The sequence below is a fragment of the Desulfovibrio sp. UIB00 genome, from assembly GCF_022508225.1.
Taxonomy (GTDB): domain Bacteria; phylum Desulfobacterota; class Desulfovibrionia; order Desulfovibrionales; family Desulfovibrionaceae; genus Desulfovibrio.
Genome location: NZ_JAETXJ010000001.1, coordinates 377653 through 391952 on the forward strand (window position 1 = coordinate 377653; position 14300 = coordinate 391952).

At 59.7% G+C, this 14300-nt stretch carries 15 protein-coding genes; 3 read left to right on the forward strand and 12 right to left on the reverse strand.

Annotated elements, in window-relative coordinates:
- Positions 1–139: 139 nt before the first annotated feature.
- From rpsO to JMF94_RS01670, 8 genes are all read right to left on the reverse strand, one after another.
- Positions 140–409 carry a 30S ribosomal protein S15 gene (gene rpsO, locus JMF94_RS01635; RefSeq protein ID WP_022659913.1) on the reverse strand — a complete coding sequence of 90 codons (270 nt, stop codon included), beginning with the start codon at positions 407–409 and terminating at the stop codon, positions 140–142.
- A gap of 24 nt (positions 410–433) precedes the next feature.
- Positions 434–1369: a tRNA pseudouridine(55) synthase TruB gene (gene truB, locus JMF94_RS01640; RefSeq protein WP_240823674.1), complete on the reverse strand. Its 936-nt coding sequence runs from the start codon at positions 1367–1369 to the stop codon at positions 434–436.
- A 179-nt stretch (positions 1370–1548) separates the two neighbouring features.
- Positions 1549–2577 carry a DHH family phosphoesterase gene (locus JMF94_RS01645; RefSeq protein WP_240823471.1) on the reverse strand — a complete coding sequence of 343 codons (1029 nt, stop codon included), beginning with the start codon at positions 2575–2577 and terminating at the stop codon, positions 1549–1551.
- Positions 2564–2854, reverse strand: a complete 291-nt coding sequence (locus tag JMF94_RS01650) for a DUF503 domain-containing protein (RefSeq protein ID WP_240823675.1) — start codon at positions 2852–2854, stop codon at positions 2564–2566. Before JMF94_RS01650 ends, JMF94_RS01645 begins: the two co-directional genes overlap by 14 nt.
- A 209-nt stretch (positions 2855–3063) precedes the next feature.
- Complete coding sequence (gene infB / locus JMF94_RS01655) at positions 3064–6063, reverse strand: translation initiation factor IF-2 (protein ID WP_240823472.1); 3000 nt, start codon at positions 6061–6063, stop codon at positions 3064–3066.
- Positions 6053–6316: a DUF448 domain-containing protein gene (locus JMF94_RS01660; protein WP_022659908.1), complete on the reverse strand. Its 264-nt coding sequence runs from the start codon at positions 6314–6316 to the stop codon at positions 6053–6055. The genes infB and JMF94_RS01660 overlap by 11 nt, the downstream gene beginning before the upstream one ends.
- Complete coding sequence (gene nusA, locus JMF94_RS01665) at positions 6303–7616, reverse strand: transcription termination factor NusA (protein ID WP_240823473.1); 1314 nt, start codon at positions 7614–7616, stop codon at positions 6303–6305. Before nusA ends, JMF94_RS01660 begins: the two co-directional genes overlap by 14 nt.
- A 109-nt stretch (positions 7617–7725) precedes the next feature.
- Complete coding sequence (locus tag JMF94_RS01670) at positions 7726–8448, reverse strand: ribosome maturation factor RimP (RefSeq protein WP_240823474.1); 723 nt, start codon at positions 8446–8448, stop codon at positions 7726–7728.
- Positions 8449–8603: 155 nt separating this feature from the next.
- Here JMF94_RS01670 and JMF94_RS01675 point away from each other — a divergent pair, with 155 nt between their 5' ends.
- Both JMF94_RS01675 and JMF94_RS01680 read left to right on the forward strand, forming a co-directional pair.
- Positions 8604–8873: a hypothetical protein gene (locus tag JMF94_RS01675; RefSeq protein WP_240823475.1), complete on the forward strand. Its 270-nt coding sequence runs from the start codon at positions 8604–8606 to the stop codon at positions 8871–8873.
- Between the two features lie 32 nt (positions 8874–8905).
- Complete coding sequence (locus JMF94_RS01680; RefSeq protein ID WP_240823476.1) at positions 8906–10444, forward strand: methyl-accepting chemotaxis protein; 1539 nt, start codon at positions 8906–8908, stop codon at positions 10442–10444.
- Positions 10445–10550: 106 nt separating this feature from the next.
- On the opposite strand, the gene thiF is transcribed toward JMF94_RS01680, so the two are convergent.
- From thiF to thiS, 4 genes are all read right to left on the reverse strand, one after another.
- Positions 10551–11165, reverse strand: coding sequence for a sulfur carrier protein ThiS adenylyltransferase ThiF (thiF, locus tag JMF94_RS01685; protein ID WP_240823477.1), 615 nt, complete (start codon positions 11163–11165; stop codon positions 10551–10553).
- A gap of 102 nt (positions 11166–11267) precedes the next feature.
- Positions 11268–12386, reverse strand: coding sequence for a 2-iminoacetate synthase ThiH (thiH, locus tag JMF94_RS01690; protein ID WP_240823478.1), 1119 nt, complete (start codon positions 12384–12386; stop codon positions 11268–11270).
- Between the two features lie 69 nt (positions 12387–12455).
- Positions 12456–13244 carry a thiazole synthase gene (locus tag JMF94_RS01695; protein WP_240823479.1) on the reverse strand — a complete coding sequence of 263 codons (789 nt, stop codon included), beginning with the start codon at positions 13242–13244 and terminating at the stop codon, positions 12456–12458.
- 64 nt (positions 13245–13308) lie between these two features.
- Entirely contained in the window at positions 13309–13509 is a 201-nt protein-coding gene (gene thiS, locus JMF94_RS01700; protein ID WP_240823480.1) for a sulfur carrier protein ThiS, read from the reverse strand.
- 302 nt (positions 13510–13811) lie between these two features.
- Here thiS and JMF94_RS01705 point away from each other — a divergent pair, with 302 nt between their 5' ends.
- Complete coding sequence (locus JMF94_RS01705; RefSeq protein WP_240823481.1) at positions 13812–13979, forward strand: hypothetical protein; 168 nt, start codon at positions 13812–13814, stop codon at positions 13977–13979.
- Positions 13980–14300 lie beyond the last annotated feature (321 nt).

The following is a 14300-nucleotide window of genomic DNA, read 5'->3' on the forward strand; positions in this document are numbered from 1 at the left end:
CCGGCAAAAGCGGGCAGATCCTCGGCCATTGGCCTCTGCCTGATTTTCCCGGACCCCCCTTCTTCGCGTTTTGTACCCTCGATGGGGTTGATTCAAGCAACAAGGGGGAGCGCTGGCTCCCCCTTGCGCGACAGAAGTCTTACTTGCGCAGACCGAGCTTTTCGATAAGAGCGCGGTAACGCTGAACGTCTTTCTTCTTCAGATAGTTCAGAATGTTGCGACGGCGGCCAACCAGCTTGAGCAGACCAGTGCGGGAGTGGAAGTCCTTCTTGTGTTCTTTGAAGTGACCGGTGAGGTCTTCAATACGGGCGGTGAGCAGAGCCACCTGAACTTCCGGGGAACCGGTGTCGCCTTCATGTTTGGCGTGGGCATCAATAACCGTTTTCTTGTCGCTGGCATCCATTACCACAGCAGTACTCCTTGATAGTCGGGGTTAGTTCCAAAGTCCCCGCAACACGGTCCAACATGGGCCAGCGGGCGTGGTTTCGAGCTGCGCCAGAGCCAGGGCAGTGCCCTGTTCAAGCAGCAGCGCAAAGCCTTCCGCAGGCTCGGCATCTGTCGCGCCCGGCTCGGGGGCATCCACTTGCGCGGGTGCTTCCGGGCGGCATGGCACGGCTATGCCGTTGCGCACACGAGCGGCTTCATCCGGCGTGAGATCTACCTTGCGCCAGTGGGGCAGTGCTTCCGCAATGGGACGCACGCAACCCGGCAACAGGGCGGGATCAGCCGTGAAGTCCGCAGGATCGCGGGCCACATCGAGGCCGAAGGGGTGACTATACTCCCGGGTCAGTTCTGTGAGCACGGCTCCACACCCTAAGCGCGTCCCCAAGCTGTGGGCCAGGGAGCGTATATAGGTGCCAGAACTGCAAGCGACCCGAAAGCTCACAAACGGAAGACTCACCTCGAGTGTTTCCGCCTGCGAAATTTTTATGCGTTTGACCTTGGCAGGGGCTTCCACACCCTTGCGCGCCAGTTTGTAGAGCGGCTGGCCTTCGTGCTTGGCCGCTGAATAGGGCGGCACGGCCTGCTCGGTAAGCTCAAGCCATGCGGCGACCTCGCGGCGCACGTCAGCTTCGCTCACATGCTCCCACGGCGCTTCGGCCACAACTTTGCCTTCAATATCCCATGTGTCGGTGGCCTGTCCCAGCCGCAACGTGCCGCTGTAAACCTTGCCGCCGCCAGCCAGCAGATGGCCTGAAAGCTTGGTGGCCTGTCCCAGCAAAACAAGCAGAACTCCTGATGCCAAAGGATCAAGAGTGCCTGCATGCCCGATCTTTTTTTGCCCAAGGCGTTTGATAGCCGTGAGGCAACGGGCCGAGGTGGGGCCGGAGGGCTTGCGCAACACCAGAATGCCGTGCTGCTGGGGCAACTGGGCCGCCCCGGAGCTTTTTGCCGGCTGCCGGTCTGGGGTGCTGGGTGCGGCAACAGCCGCTGTGGTCATACTCATACGCAAGTTGCAACCATAGCCGCAGAGCGGGCATAAGTCAAAAAAATATCGGCGACAAAGGCCACTGGGGGAGCCAAAACCGAGAAAAAAGCAGAAAACTGTTACTCGCCGGACGAACCCAGAGCTTCGGCGTCCAGTTCTTGGGCAATGGCAGCAAGCAGCTGGGCGCTTGCCGCGTCCATATCTGCCCTCACGGTGCCGCCCGCAGCATTGCGGTGCCCGCCGCCGCCAAGTCTGGCCGCTGCGGCGCGCACGTCTACCGCGCCATAGGAGCGCAGGCTGAATTTGCAGCAGGCCGGGGAATCCTCCCGCAGCACCGCGGCCACCTGAACGCCGCGCAAACGGCGCAGTTGTTCCACAAAGCCTTCGAGGTCTTCCTTCAGCGCCCCGCATTTGCGCAGGTCTTCAAGATAGACTGGACAAAAACAGACGCTGCCGTTGCGCTCAAGGTGCGCCCGCTGCAAAAGCTGGCCCCAGAGGGTCAGGCGGCCACGGCTCCAGCTGTTTTCAAGATGTTCGCGCAACTGGGCAATATTACAGCCATGCTCAACCAGATGGGCCGTGAGGTAGAGCACCTCGGCGCTGGTATTGCCGTGGCAGAAGCCGCCAGTGTCGGTAATGATGCCAAGGGCCAGGGCGTTTGCCAGATCGCCAGTAAGGGGCAGGCCTGCGGCCAGGGCCACATAGGCCATGAGCTGGGCTGTGGCCGCTGCCTGGGGTTCAACCCAGTTTGCCACGTTCCCCATGCCGTTGCCGCCGAGGTGATGGTCAATATTCAGGGTTTGCATATCCGGCAGGCGACCCGCCAGCTCGCGCCCAAGGCGTTCGGGTTCGCCGCAGTCAAGCAGCACCGCGCAGCGCGGCTTGAAGGGCGGATGCTCCAGCGTTGTGTGCACAAAGCCCGGCGTGGAAAAAAAATCCAGATATCCCGGCAAGCCTGGCTGGGCGTAGAGCATGAATTCCTTGCCCATGGAGCGCAGAATATGCCCAGCAGCCGCCACCGCGCCTGCAGCATCACCGTCAGGATTCACATGGGCGGCCACAATAACCTGATCCACATGGCGAAGAGCTTCGGCCATGCGTTCCGCACCTTCGCGGAATTGCGGGGGAATGAGTTCAGTCCGCTGCATATATCTCCACCTGGCTATCCGTCATTTCCTCGGGGCAGACCGCTTCCATCATGAGCGCGCATTTGTCCATGCGGCTGCGCAGATGGGTCTCGCTGTTGGAAATGGATACCACTGCTAGCCGCAGGCGGGAGAGACTGTCTTCTGTTCCCGCTTCGGCTATGGCTACATTAAATTTGTTTCTGGTTTTCTGTTTCAGGCTGTTGGCAACGCGGCGCTTGGCCTTGAGATTGTCGTTGCCTTCCAGGCTGAACTCTACGGTAAGAACCGCCATAAACATGGCCATAGGCTGGATTCCTGCCGGGCGAAAGGCATTTTGCAGGCTTGTCGCCTTGTGGCGGCAAGGGGTCGGCGGCGTGCTTTTGGCCCCTGGGGCTCCTTCCGGCACAGCCGAAGAATACAGATATGGCCTGAAAGGCTGTCTGTCAAAGGCATGTATGCAAAAAAGAAGGGAGGCCAGTAAGCGGCCTCCCTTCCCATAATCACTGTTTAAAGAGTGGCGGCTTCTTCGACGGTTTCAAAGGCTTCAATGATGTCGCCGATCTTCACGTCGTTGAAGTTTTCAAGGCCCACGCCGCACTCGTTGCCCTTAACCACTTCCTTGGAGTCGTCCTTGAAGCGCTTGAGGGAAGAGATTTTGCCCGTGTAGACCACCACGCCGTCGCGCAGCAGGCGTACGCCGGCATTGCGGGCGATCTTGCCGTCAGCCACGTAGGAACCGGCGATGAGGCCGACCTTGGGCACGCTGAAGGTGTCGCGCACTTCGGCCTGACCGAGGTACACTTCACGCTGCACAGGGGCGAGCATGCCGGCCATGGCGCTCTTGATATCGTCCACGAGCTTGTAGATAATCTCGTAGAAGCGGATATCCACGTTTTCGTGGTCGGCCACATCCTTGATCTTGGAAGTGGGACGCACGTTGAAGCCGATAATGATGGCCTGCGAGGCAGAAGCCAGCAGGATGTCGGATTCCGTGATTGCGCCTGTGCCGCCGTGCACCACGTTGATGCGTACCTTTTCCGTGCTCTGCTTGTTCAGAGCTTCGGTGATGGCTTCCAGGCTGCCCTGCACGTCCGCCTTGACCACGAGGTTGAGCGTCAGGGTTTCCTGATCGGACTTGCGCTGCGACAGGAAGGTTTCAAGGGTGACGCGCGATTCGGAGGCCAAATCGCGTTCACGCTGCTTGACCGCGCGGGAATCGGCGATGCGGCGGGCGACCTTTTCGTCGGACACCACAAAGAATTCCTCACCAGCTTCCGGCACGCCTTCAAAGCCCTGTACTTCCACAGGCAGCGAGGGGCCGGCGTCCTTGACCTTCTTGCCCTGGTCGCTCACGAGAGCGCGCACACGGCCCGAGAAGGTGCCGCACACAAAGCTGTCGCCCTGGCGCAGGGTGCCTTCCTGAATGAGCACGGTGGCGATGGGGCCACGGCCCTTGTCGAGCTTGGCTTCCACGATATGACCGCGAGCGGGCTTGTCGGGGTTGGCCTTGAGCTCCATAATTTCAGACTGGAGGGCCACCATTTCGAGCAGTTCGTCCAGACCCATGCGGCTCTTGGCCGAAACCTTGGCAACGATGGTGTCACCGCCCCATTCTTCGGCCTGCAAACCAAGTTCGGCCAGTTCGCGCAGTACGCGGTCAGGCTCGGCACCGGGCTTGTCCATCTTGTTCACGGCCACCATAATGGGAACATTGGCGGCACGGGAGTGGTTGATGGCTTCGCGGGTCTGCTCCATGACACCGTCGTCGGCGGCGACCACAAGAATAACAAGGTCGGTGACCTGAGCGCCACGGGCGCGCATGGCTGTGAAGGCTTCGTGGCCGGGCGTGTCGAGGAACACGATTTCGCCGCGTTTGGTCTTCACATGGTATGCGCCTATGTGCTGCGTGATGCCGCCGGCTTCACCGCTGGTGACGTTGGACTTGCGTATGGCGTCGAGCAGCGAAGTTTTACCGTGGTCAACGTGACCCATAATGGTAACAACAGGCGGGCGCGGCTTGAGAGTTTCAGGCGCGTCCACTTCCTTGGGAACCAGATAATCGTCTTCAGAAAAGCCGACTTTTTCAACTTCATAGCCGAATTCTGCGGCCACCAGAGTGGCGGTGTCGATATCCAGCGTCTGGTTGATGGTCGCCATGATGCCAAGACCAAAGAGTACCTTGATGATCTCGTTGGCCTTAAGACCCATCTGGTGGGCCATGTCGGCAACGCGGATGGCTTCGGTAATACGGATCTTGCGCTTGGCGGCCTTGAGCGGCTGGGTGGACTGAGGCACCACAGAAGAACGGCCCGACTTGCGGCGGCCCTTGCCTCTGTTCAGGCGACCACTGTCGTCGTCATCGCTGCGGCGGCCAAAATCACCCTGCTGGAAATCAACAGTACGGCGACCCTTGAGGCGTTTTTTCTTGCTCTGCCCATCGCGTGTGTCGGAAGGGGACGCAGGTGCTGCCTGCTGCCCAAAGCCGCCTGCGGGACCACCGGGACGGGGGCCGCCAGCAGAACGCGGCGCGCCGCCGGGGCCACCGGGGCCGCCAGGACGGGGACCGCCGGGACGGGGAGGCCTGCCAGCGCCGTCTCTGGGCGGATAGCCACCGGGGCGGCTGTCGCCAGTGCGGGCGGGGCGGGCATCCTGCGTGGGCGTAGCGCCGGGAACAGGACGGGAAATAATGCGAACCTGCGGCGTTGCCGGAGCTTCCGCACGGGGCGCGCGACGGGGCGCGGCCCCTTCCTCGCCGTCTTCACTGGCGCGGGTTTCGGCAGAACGTTGGGGCAGGGTAGGCGCAGACGAGCCTTCGGGCATGGCCGAGGCGTCGGGGCGCGCCACGCGGGCCTTGGCGGCCTTGTCCTGCGCTTCAGTCTTGTCTGCGTGGGGCTTTTCAGCCGAAGCCTTTGCGGCAACGGCTTCCACCACAGGGGCGGCAGGGGCCGCTTCTGGCGCAGGGGCAGATTCCACTGCTGCGGGAGCCGGAGCTTCCACAACCTCGGGTTCTTTCTGATCGCTGGGGCGGCTGATAACGCGCGCTGGCGAAATGACCTTGGCAGGTTTGACGATGCGGGCCTTGTGCTCGGCAGCGGGGGCCGGTTCCTGCGCGGGCTTGGAAGCCTTGGGCGCAACGGGCTCGGCAGCGGCAGCAGGGGCTGCCGGGGTCGCTTCAGCCACGGCTTCTACCACAGGGGCAGTTTCCTTGGGCGCTTCGGTTTCAACCGGTGCGGCAACGGGGGCTTCCTGCGCTGCGGTTTCGGCTTCCTGCGGGGAGTCCTTGCGGCGGCGGCGCACGATGACGTCGCGCTGCGAACCGGCACGCTCCGCATCAACCTGTTTCTGTTCGGCAAAGTAGTCGCGCAAGCGAGTGGCCTCCTCTGAGGTGACGGAACCAGTAGCGGATTTTACCGGCAGGCCGAGCTCACGCGCGACACGCAGTATATCCTTGGGATCCTGCGAGATATCCCCGCCAAGATCCTTAATTTTTATTTTATCATCGGACATGTTTTCCCCCCTTGCGCCGTGTTCCGGGTCTGAATTTCGCGAACTTGGCCGCGCAGACAGGATCGGAACATACATACCAGCCTCTGCCCGGTCTGGTTTTTTCTGCGTCTAAAGTCAAAATTCCCTGCTCCGCCAGTACGTGGCGGTCGAGATCGGCCTTGGGAAAGCGGCGGCGGCAGATGACGCACATGCGCTCCGGCCCGTCACAGGCCTGCTCCCCGACTTCAACGGGCGCAGCGTTATTCTTTTGCATCTCCGCTTTCCGTGGCTGCGGGCATTTTCAGCTCCACTGCCGAGGATTCGGGAGTGCTCTCCACAATCGGGGCCAGGAAGTTGATGGCCGAGCGCAGGTCGGCAATGCGCGCCGCGCTGATAGTGAGCTTGTCGGCCAGTTCCTGGTCCGTAGCCTCGCGCAGGTTGTCCAGCGAGCTGTAGCCTGCGGCCAGAAGCGCCTCAATGGAAACTTCCGCCACGCTGGCAACCTGTTCAAGGCCGTGCCCAATGGCGTTGGCCTCGTTGTAGCGGGTTTCGGTAAAGATATCGACCTTCCAGCCCAGCAGGCGCGCGGCCAGCTTGACGTTCTGCCCCTTGCGCCCGATGGCGTTGGTGAGCTGATCGTCAGGCACGATGACTTCCAGAAGATTTTCTTCTTCGTCCACCACGATGCGCGAAACCAAGGCCGGGGCCAAAGCGTTGCGGGCATAGGTGGCGATGTCTGCGCTCCAGACAACAATGTCGATGCGCTCGCCATGCAGTTCCTGCACGATGTTCTGAATGCGTGAACCGCGCACGCCAACGCATGCGCCCACGGGATCCACATCGCGCTCACGCGAAAGCACGGCAACCTTGGCGCGGGAACCGGGATCGCGGGCAACGCCCATGATCTGCACCACGCCATCGTCAACTTCAGGCACTTCACGGCGGAACAGGGCGGCCATGTAATCGCGGTGCGAACGCGAAACAACAACCTGCGGGCCGCGTCCTTCCTGGCGTACCTCAATGATGAGGGCCTGCACACGGTCGCCGCGTTTGTAATGTTCGCGGGGAATCTGTTCCTCACGGGGCAGTATGGCCTCGGTGCGGCCAAGGTTCACAACCCAGCCGCCCTTGTCGCGGCGCTGCACGATGCCGGATACAATTTCGCCCACGCGGTCCTTGTATTCGGTGTAGATGATTTCCTGCTCCGCATCACGCATGCGCTGGATGATAACCTGCTTGGCAGACTGGGCGGCAATGCGGCCAAGGTCTTCGACCTTGACGCGGAAGCCCATTTCATCGTCCACCTGCACGGAGGGATCATGCTTGATCGCTTCGGAGTATTCGATCTGCGTGTCAGGATTGGCAACGTCGTCGTCGTCCATGACGATTTTGAACTGGTAGACCTCAATGTCGCCTGTTTCGTCATTGTAGGTCACTTCCACGTCCATATCTTCGCTGAAGCGGCGCAGCACCGAAGTGCGCACCGCGTCTTCAAGCGTGTCGATGAGCATGTTGCGGTCAAGGCCTTTGTCCTTGCTGATCTGGTCAATGGCCTTTTTAAGTTCAAGATTCATGGGTGCCTCCGGCTGCTGGCGCTGCGGCGAAAATATCTCTGGTTCCTGCTCTATTCACGGCGGCCAGTGATTCTGGCCATGCCAAGCGAGTGTGCAGTTGCGTCAGGTTTTACTGGTTCTCTTCAGAACCACTGGATTTTGTTTTCTTTTCCTTGCGGGGCTTGGCCTCCGCCTTGGCGGTGGGCGCTTTGGCGCGGCCCTTGCCAGGCTTTTGCGGCTGCCTGAAAATATACATGCGGCTTGCCCTGCGCACGGCATCCCAGGGGATGCTGACCGGCGGCAGGTTTTCGGGTGTCACCTCGCCCTCGGGCGAGATGGTGGCTGGCGCCAGGGTGAATGCATTTTCTTCAACGGAAAGCAGGGTGCCGCGCCACAAGCGGCGGGGGCCGCCGTGCGAGGGGTTGGGCCCTTCAGGAGAACCTTCGTTGATGGCAACGGCCCTGAGCAGGCGGGCTTCTACCACATCACCAATATAGTGGCGCATCTGGTCAAGGCTGAAGAAAAGTCGCGTCAGGCCGGGGGTGGAGACCTCCAGCACATACGCCTCGGGAATGGTATCTTCCACCTCAAGGGCGAGGCCGATGTGGCGTGAGATATGCTCGCATTGCTCAAGGGTGGCAGAAAGCGCGACCAAGGCTGGCGCATCAATGTCGTCGGTGTCGGCGGGGGCGGGCTTGGTGCCGGATTCCGCAGAAAACGGCACGTCTACAAAGAGCCGAACCACTGTGCGCCCGGCGCGGACGATTTCCACTCCCCAGATAACCAGGCCCAGCGATGTTGCGAGGGGCTCGGCCAAACTGGTGATGGTTTCTTTGAGTACGTCGTCGGTCATTCGTTTCTTAGAGCATTCCTTTGCGCTGAAAATGCGCTTGCCTGGCGGGTTTGCCCTGTCACAAGGACAAAAAAAAGGGGGCCCATTCAGGCCACCCCGCAGGAACTGCGTTCCGCATCAGGATGTAGCAGTGGCGCGAACGCCAGCCGCTTTGAATGAGTTTCATTATCTTGGTGAAAAAAAATTGTCAAGATGTTTGTGCAATGCGGGCAAGATATGCTGAGGTGAGTTGTCGTACCTTGATTGATGAAGTATGGATACCACCAAATGGTAAAAATGGTCCTTTTTTTCTGAAAACTAATTTTTTTCCAAAAACTGCCGAAATGCAGAGTGAGAAGAGAATAGTCCGGGACAGCGGCATTAGGGGGCTGCTGTTCCGTTTTGTACACGATGGCATGCAGACGGCAAGTTTTTGCCAAGCATAAAAAGTTTTTGCGTTTTAAAGTGAGGTGGCTCAGTGAACGGTAAATTCCTTTTGTACAGTTGCGTATCAGCGCTGCTGGCAGCGGGTCTTGGTTTTGGCGTAAATCAGCTTGCGGGTTTGCCCGTTTTTGCTCTTATTGTGACCGCTCTTGTGGCGGCTTTTGGGGCGTTTGCTGCCGGTCGTGCGTTTGCAAACGGGGCTTTGCGTGAGGCTGGTGAAGCTGTCTGCGCCGTGGCGGCCAATCCAAGCCGAAGCCTGAACAATACTGATCCCTCTCTTGCTCCGCTGTTTGCAAGTCTTGAAGACCTGCGACAGGCTTTTAAACACGACAGGGAATATAAAGACGGCATCCTGCGTGGTCTGCCCATGCCGTACCTCTTGGTGGACACCAACGAGCGCGCGCTCAGCACCAACAGGGCATGTCTGAACATGCTGGAAATCGACGACAGCATTGAATCCTGCCTTGGCAAAACCCTGGCCCATCTGTTTTATAACGATCCCACGCGTAAAACCGCCGTGGGAAAGAGCATGGCAACGGGCGAGTGCTTCAAGAATCTTGAAGTGACCATCGGCGGACACAAGGGCGGCAAGGTCAACGTGCTCGCCAACGTGTTTCCCATTTACAATGCCGAGGGTGCCTGCATTGGCGGCATGTGCGTGTATGTGGACATGACCGCGCTCAATGAGGCGCAGCGACAGATCACGGAGAAGAACCAGCGTATGGCCGAAGTGGCGCAGGCGCTGGAAGAAACCATGGATGAACTGGCCCAGATCGTGGTGGCCCTTACCGGCAGCATCCGGCAGTCGGACAAAAATGCCGCCATTGCCGCAGGGCAGCTTAAAGAGGCCGCCTCATCCATGGGCCACATGAACGCCAGAGTGCAGGAAGTTGCCGGCAATGCGGATAAGGCCGCCGAAGCTTCAGGACACACAATGTCCAAGGCCACCACAGGGGCGGAAGTTGTGCAGAACGCCCTGCACGGCATTGAAAACGTGCACCGTGTCACCCTTGAACTGCGTGCGGATATGGCCACGCTGGAATCACATGCCAGAGCCATTACCGAAATCATGAACGTTATTTCGGATATTGCCGACCAGACCAACCTGCTGGCTCTTAATGCCGCCATTGAAGCGGCCCGTGCTGGCGAAGCCGGGCGGGGTTTTGCCGTGGTGGCCGATGAAGTGCGTAAACTGGCAGAAAAAACCATGGCTTCCACAACAGATGTGGGCCGTGCCATTGAGGCCATTCAGCAAAGCGCCGCCAAGAGCATGTCGTCCATGGACAATGCCGTACAGCAGGTGGAGCAGGCCACAGACTATGCCAAGCAGTCTGGTGAGGCGCTGGACGCCATCGTGGGCACGGTGGAAAACACCGTAGGGCAGGTCAAGGCCATCGCCGCTGCCAGTGAAGAGCAGTCAGCCGCCAGCGAGCAGATCACCCACACCATCGATCAGGTGAACCACATGGTGGCCGACACGTCCCAATCCATGGGCCAGGCCAGCATGGAAACCGACAAGCTTCAGGAACTGACCGACAAGCTGGAAGACCTGACAGCGCAACTCAAAGTGTAGCGCAGTTTTTTGCCTCAAGGCAGTATAAGGCCCGTTGCAGCCGGATAGAGCGATAAACGCGCAATATCTGCCTGCAACGGGCCTTTTTGCGGTAAAAGGTATGGTTCTAAAGCGGCTCGTTCACGCCCAGCACCATCTCAAGCACGGCGTCAGCCAGCAGGGCGGCAGCTTCTGTCACTCGGGGGGCAAGGGGCGGGGCCAGCAAGATATCCGTGCTGAAGTCGCCCACGAGCACCAGATGGCCAAGATAGCGTTTGCCCATGGCTTTGCCGCCCCAGCCGCCCATACCCGACGCGCTGGCTATGCGGTAGCCGCCGAGCAGGGCCGTTTCCACCAGCAGGGTTTTGTCGTCTGGTCCGTCAAAGGCTTCCACCCAGATGGGGCATGCGGGCAGCACCTCAGCCATGTTGTTCTGGTCAAGGCGCATACGCCGTGCTTCCACGCCCATTTCGGGGTTCAGCTCCAGCAGCAGTTCTGCCAGGGCTTCCACCTTGGGACGGCCCACATGGCGGGGCCAGTATTGCTGGCGGTTGAGATTGGAGGCGTCCACCACGTCATCATCCACCAGCACCAGATTTCCCACGCCGCTTCGGGCCAGCATCAGGGCTGCGTTGGAGCCAAGCCCTCCCGCCCCGGCAATGCCCACGCGGGCGGCACGCAGGGCCTCCAGTTGGCCGGGGCGGAGGTAGCGGGCAAGACCGTTGTGAAGTGCATTGTGCATGGCGTGGATCCGTAAGTTGGTTGTTGGGCGGGGAGTTGTCAGCCTGTTTCACACGGCGGCCCGGTGTGCACCAGGCCGCCGCACCATAGCTGCAAGCAGTTTTTATACAGCCACCGGATCTTCCCAGTCTTTAAGCACAGCCTGGTAGCCAATGCCCGCAAGGGAAGCCGTCATTTCTTCAAGGCTGCGGCGGTCGGTGATCTCAAACTGGCCGGGATTGTGCAAATCCTCGGTTGCGCGGCCGCCCACGGCGGTGGAAACACCGGCGGAAACACGGGTCACGCCGATGGGCACCAGATGATCGCGCATAAAGGCGCTTTCGCGGCTGGAGCAAGTGATGCCCGCACGCGGCAAGAAGCAGCGCATGGCCGTAACATATTGTACTAGATGGCGGTCGTCCACACCGTGCTGCACGTCAAAATTGCCTTCATGCGGGCAGATACGCGGGATGGAAACACTTACGTCCACGCCGGGATAGCGCCTTTGCAGCCACCATGCGTGCAAGCCTGTGGCAAAGGCATCCTGTTCAAAAGATTCCAGCCCCAGCAAGGCGCCCACGCCGATGGAGCGGATGCCGCCCTCTGCTGCGCGTTGCGGTGCATTGAGCCTGAAACCATAATCATGCTTGGGGCCAACGGGGTGCAGCCATGCGTAAAGTTCCGGATTATACGTCTCCTGAAACATGGTCATGCTGTCCACGCCTGCGTCCACCAGCAGCTCGTATTCTTCAGTGGTGAGGGAATAGACTTCCACACCCACCGAGGCAAAGCGGGGTTTGATGCGGCGGGCCGCATCCGCGATATATTGCGGCGAGGACAAATGACGCGCATCACCCGTCAGCAGCAAAATGTGCTGAAAGCCCTTGTCGGCGATAACGTCCGCCTCCGCAGCGGCCTCATCAATGCTCAGATGACGGCGTGGCTGCTTGTTTTTTGCATTGAATCCGCAGTAGCGGCACTGGTTGGTGCAGACATCGGAGATGTAGAGCGGCGTGAAGATGTTCACGGCCTTGCCAAAAAAACGCAGGGTCAGATCGCGCGCACGGCGGGCCATGGCCTCAAGGTGCGGAGCAGCCGCAGGAGAAAGCAGGGTAAGGAAATCGGCTGGCTGCAAGGTTTCTTTTTGCAGCACGGCCAGCACATCCGCTTCTGTGGCGCGAGCGGCTCCCTCTGCCCGGCGGGCTGAGGGCCACGCCTGCAGATATTCCTGAAAAGTTTCCATGTGTGATCCTTATAAGCGGTCGGCTGCCAGCGTTTTGGCTGGCGGTCAACATGGTGTGTATTGCAAGCGTTAGCGGAGAAATCCTGTGAGCGGTGAAGACGCTTCCGCGCCCTGACCCTGCGCCTTGACGGCGCCGGGGCCCGCCAGCCATGCATCGCGCCCGGCCTGGACTGCCGCGCCGAATGCGCGGGCCATGCTGACGGGATCGCTGGACGAGGCAATGGCCGTGTTGACCAAACAGGCCGCCGCGCCCATTTCCATGGCCTCGCAAGCCTGCGAAGGGCGGCCAATGCCCGCATCCACTACAATGGGCAGGTCGATTTCTTCAATCAGGATGCCCACCATTTCCTTTGTGCGCAGACCCCGGTTGGTGCCGATGGGCGCACCCAGCGGCATGACGGCTGCCGCGCCAGCGTTGACGCAGGCCCGCGCCACGTAAAGATCTGGATTGATGTAGGGCAGCACGGTAAAGCCTTCTTTGGCAAGTATTTCCGTGGCCTTGGCGGTTTCGTAGCCGTCGGGCAGCAGATGGCGGGTGTCGGAAATGACTTCAATTTTTATCCAGTCGCCGCATCCCGCAGCGCGGGCGAGCCGGGCCAGGCGCACGGCTTCCTCGGCGCTTCGCGCGCCCGAGGTGTTGGGCAAAAGGCGCATATGCGCGGGGATATGCCCCATGATGCCCTGGCTGGAGGCCTGATTCTCGGCCTGTTTGTCCACACGGCGCATGGCCACGGTGATGACTTGCGCGCCGCTGGCTTCCGCCACTGAAGGGATGAGGCTGTCGGCTCCGTATTTGCCGGTACCGATGAAAAGACGGCTGGTAAGGGTGACTCCGCCGATGATGAAGGGATCGTTCATTGTGCTCTCCGTCTGGAATGTGCTGGTAAAAGGATGGTGTTCTGGGCCGGGAACAGGTGGCCTGTTATCCGCCGCCCACAAAGTGCACGATCTCCAGACTGTCGCCCCCGCAGAGCAGGGTTTGGGCAAACCGCTCGCGGGGCAGGATTTCTCCGTTGCGTTCAACGACAACCCGTGCCGTATCATGCCCGCGTGTTGCCAGAAGTTCGGCAACGCTGCATGGTTCGGCAATGGCTTCGGTTGCCCCGTTGACTGTGACATCCATACGCGCCTCCAGAGGAAAACAGCCGCTGGGCTGCTTCCGAGGTTGAGGTTGTAATGGTTCTGCGGGACAGTTGATGCCGGACGGCATAAAACAGAAATGCCCGCAAAAACCATTACGGCTGCGGGCGAGCACAATCCTGCAAATAGTTGCAGGTTGGCCAGCTTCCCTTCGTCGGCACTATCCGCGTCAGGTGCAGAACCGCGTTGTTTTGCGCGATTCTAGGGGTCAGGGCGCTATCACCCTTTCTCAGCCTTTGAGGCTCCCCCAGCCGGTTTTTTGAGTCTAGGCCCAGGCAGGGAGGAATGCAAGCAAAACGCACCCATGATAGGCAGCAACCCGGAATCAATGCACTGCAATTGCCAACTTGGGGCTGGTTTGCGCTGGACAGGAAGACCGCCAACAAAGTGCTTGCATGGATTTATGAAAAGAGTGAAAATTTTCACATCGCTGTTTGGGATATGCGATTATAAGCAACCTACCTTCTGAAACAGTAGTAAAGCACTGCAAAAATGGCGCACTTATGGTGTTGGTTCATTAAAACCATGCAGGATGTATGCTGATTTGCTTTGAACAGCGTTTGCGGCAAATGCATTGAGCGGACAATTTGTATGGACAGAAATTGGTATTGGGGGTAGGTCGAAAAGCAGGAAAGTTTATGATTAGCAATGCTGACCAGTTAACTGGGGGTTCTGGTTTGTCGCGGTTGTGATGCCCGACGCATTGGCAAGGAGGAAGCAGACTGTGCATTGTTCCGCAGGATTCAGTAGCGTTTTTTTGGGGTAGCGGCTGTG

Coding starts and splice junctions, on each gene's coding strand:
- thiS (WP_240823480.1), bottom strand. CDS start 13,509: ATGGATGTCACAGTCAACGGGGCAACCGAAGCCATTGCCGAACCATGC.
- JMF94_RS01675 (WP_240823475.1), top strand. CDS start 8,604: ATGAGTTTCATTATCTTGGTGAAAAAAAATTGTCAAGATGTTTGTGCA.
- JMF94_RS01660 (WP_022659908.1), bottom strand. CDS start 6,316: ATGCAAAAGAATAACGCTGCGCCCGTTGAAGTCGGGGAGCAGGCCTGT.
- thiH (WP_240823478.1), bottom strand. CDS start 12,386: ATGGAAACTTTTCAGGAATATCTGCAGGCGTGGCCCTCAGCCCGCCGG.
- thiF (WP_240823477.1), bottom strand. CDS start 11,165: ATGCACAATGCACTTCACAACGGTCTTGCCCGCTACCTCCGCCCCGGC.
- infB (WP_240823472.1), bottom strand. CDS start 6,063: ATGTCCGATGATAAAATAAAAATTAAGGATCTTGGCGGGGATATCTCG.
- JMF94_RS01695 (WP_240823479.1), bottom strand. CDS start 13,244: ATGAACGATCCCTTCATCATCGGCGGAGTCACCCTTACCAGCCGTCTT.
- JMF94_RS01670 (WP_240823474.1), bottom strand. CDS start 8,448: ATGACCGACGACGTACTCAAAGAAACCATCACCAGTTTGGCCGAGCCC.
- nusA (WP_240823473.1), bottom strand. CDS start 7,616: ATGAATCTTGAACTTAAAAAGGCCATTGACCAGATCAGCAAGGACAAA.
- JMF94_RS01645 (WP_240823471.1), bottom strand. CDS start 2,577: ATGCAGCGGACTGAACTCATTCCCCCGCAATTCCGCGAAGGTGCGGAA.
- JMF94_RS01705 (WP_240823481.1), top strand. CDS start 13,812: ATGCAAGCAAAACGCACCCATGATAGGCAGCAACCCGGAATCAATGCA.
- JMF94_RS01650 (WP_240823675.1), bottom strand. CDS start 2,854: ATGTTTATGGCGGTTCTTACCGTAGAGTTCAGCCTGGAAGGCAACGAC.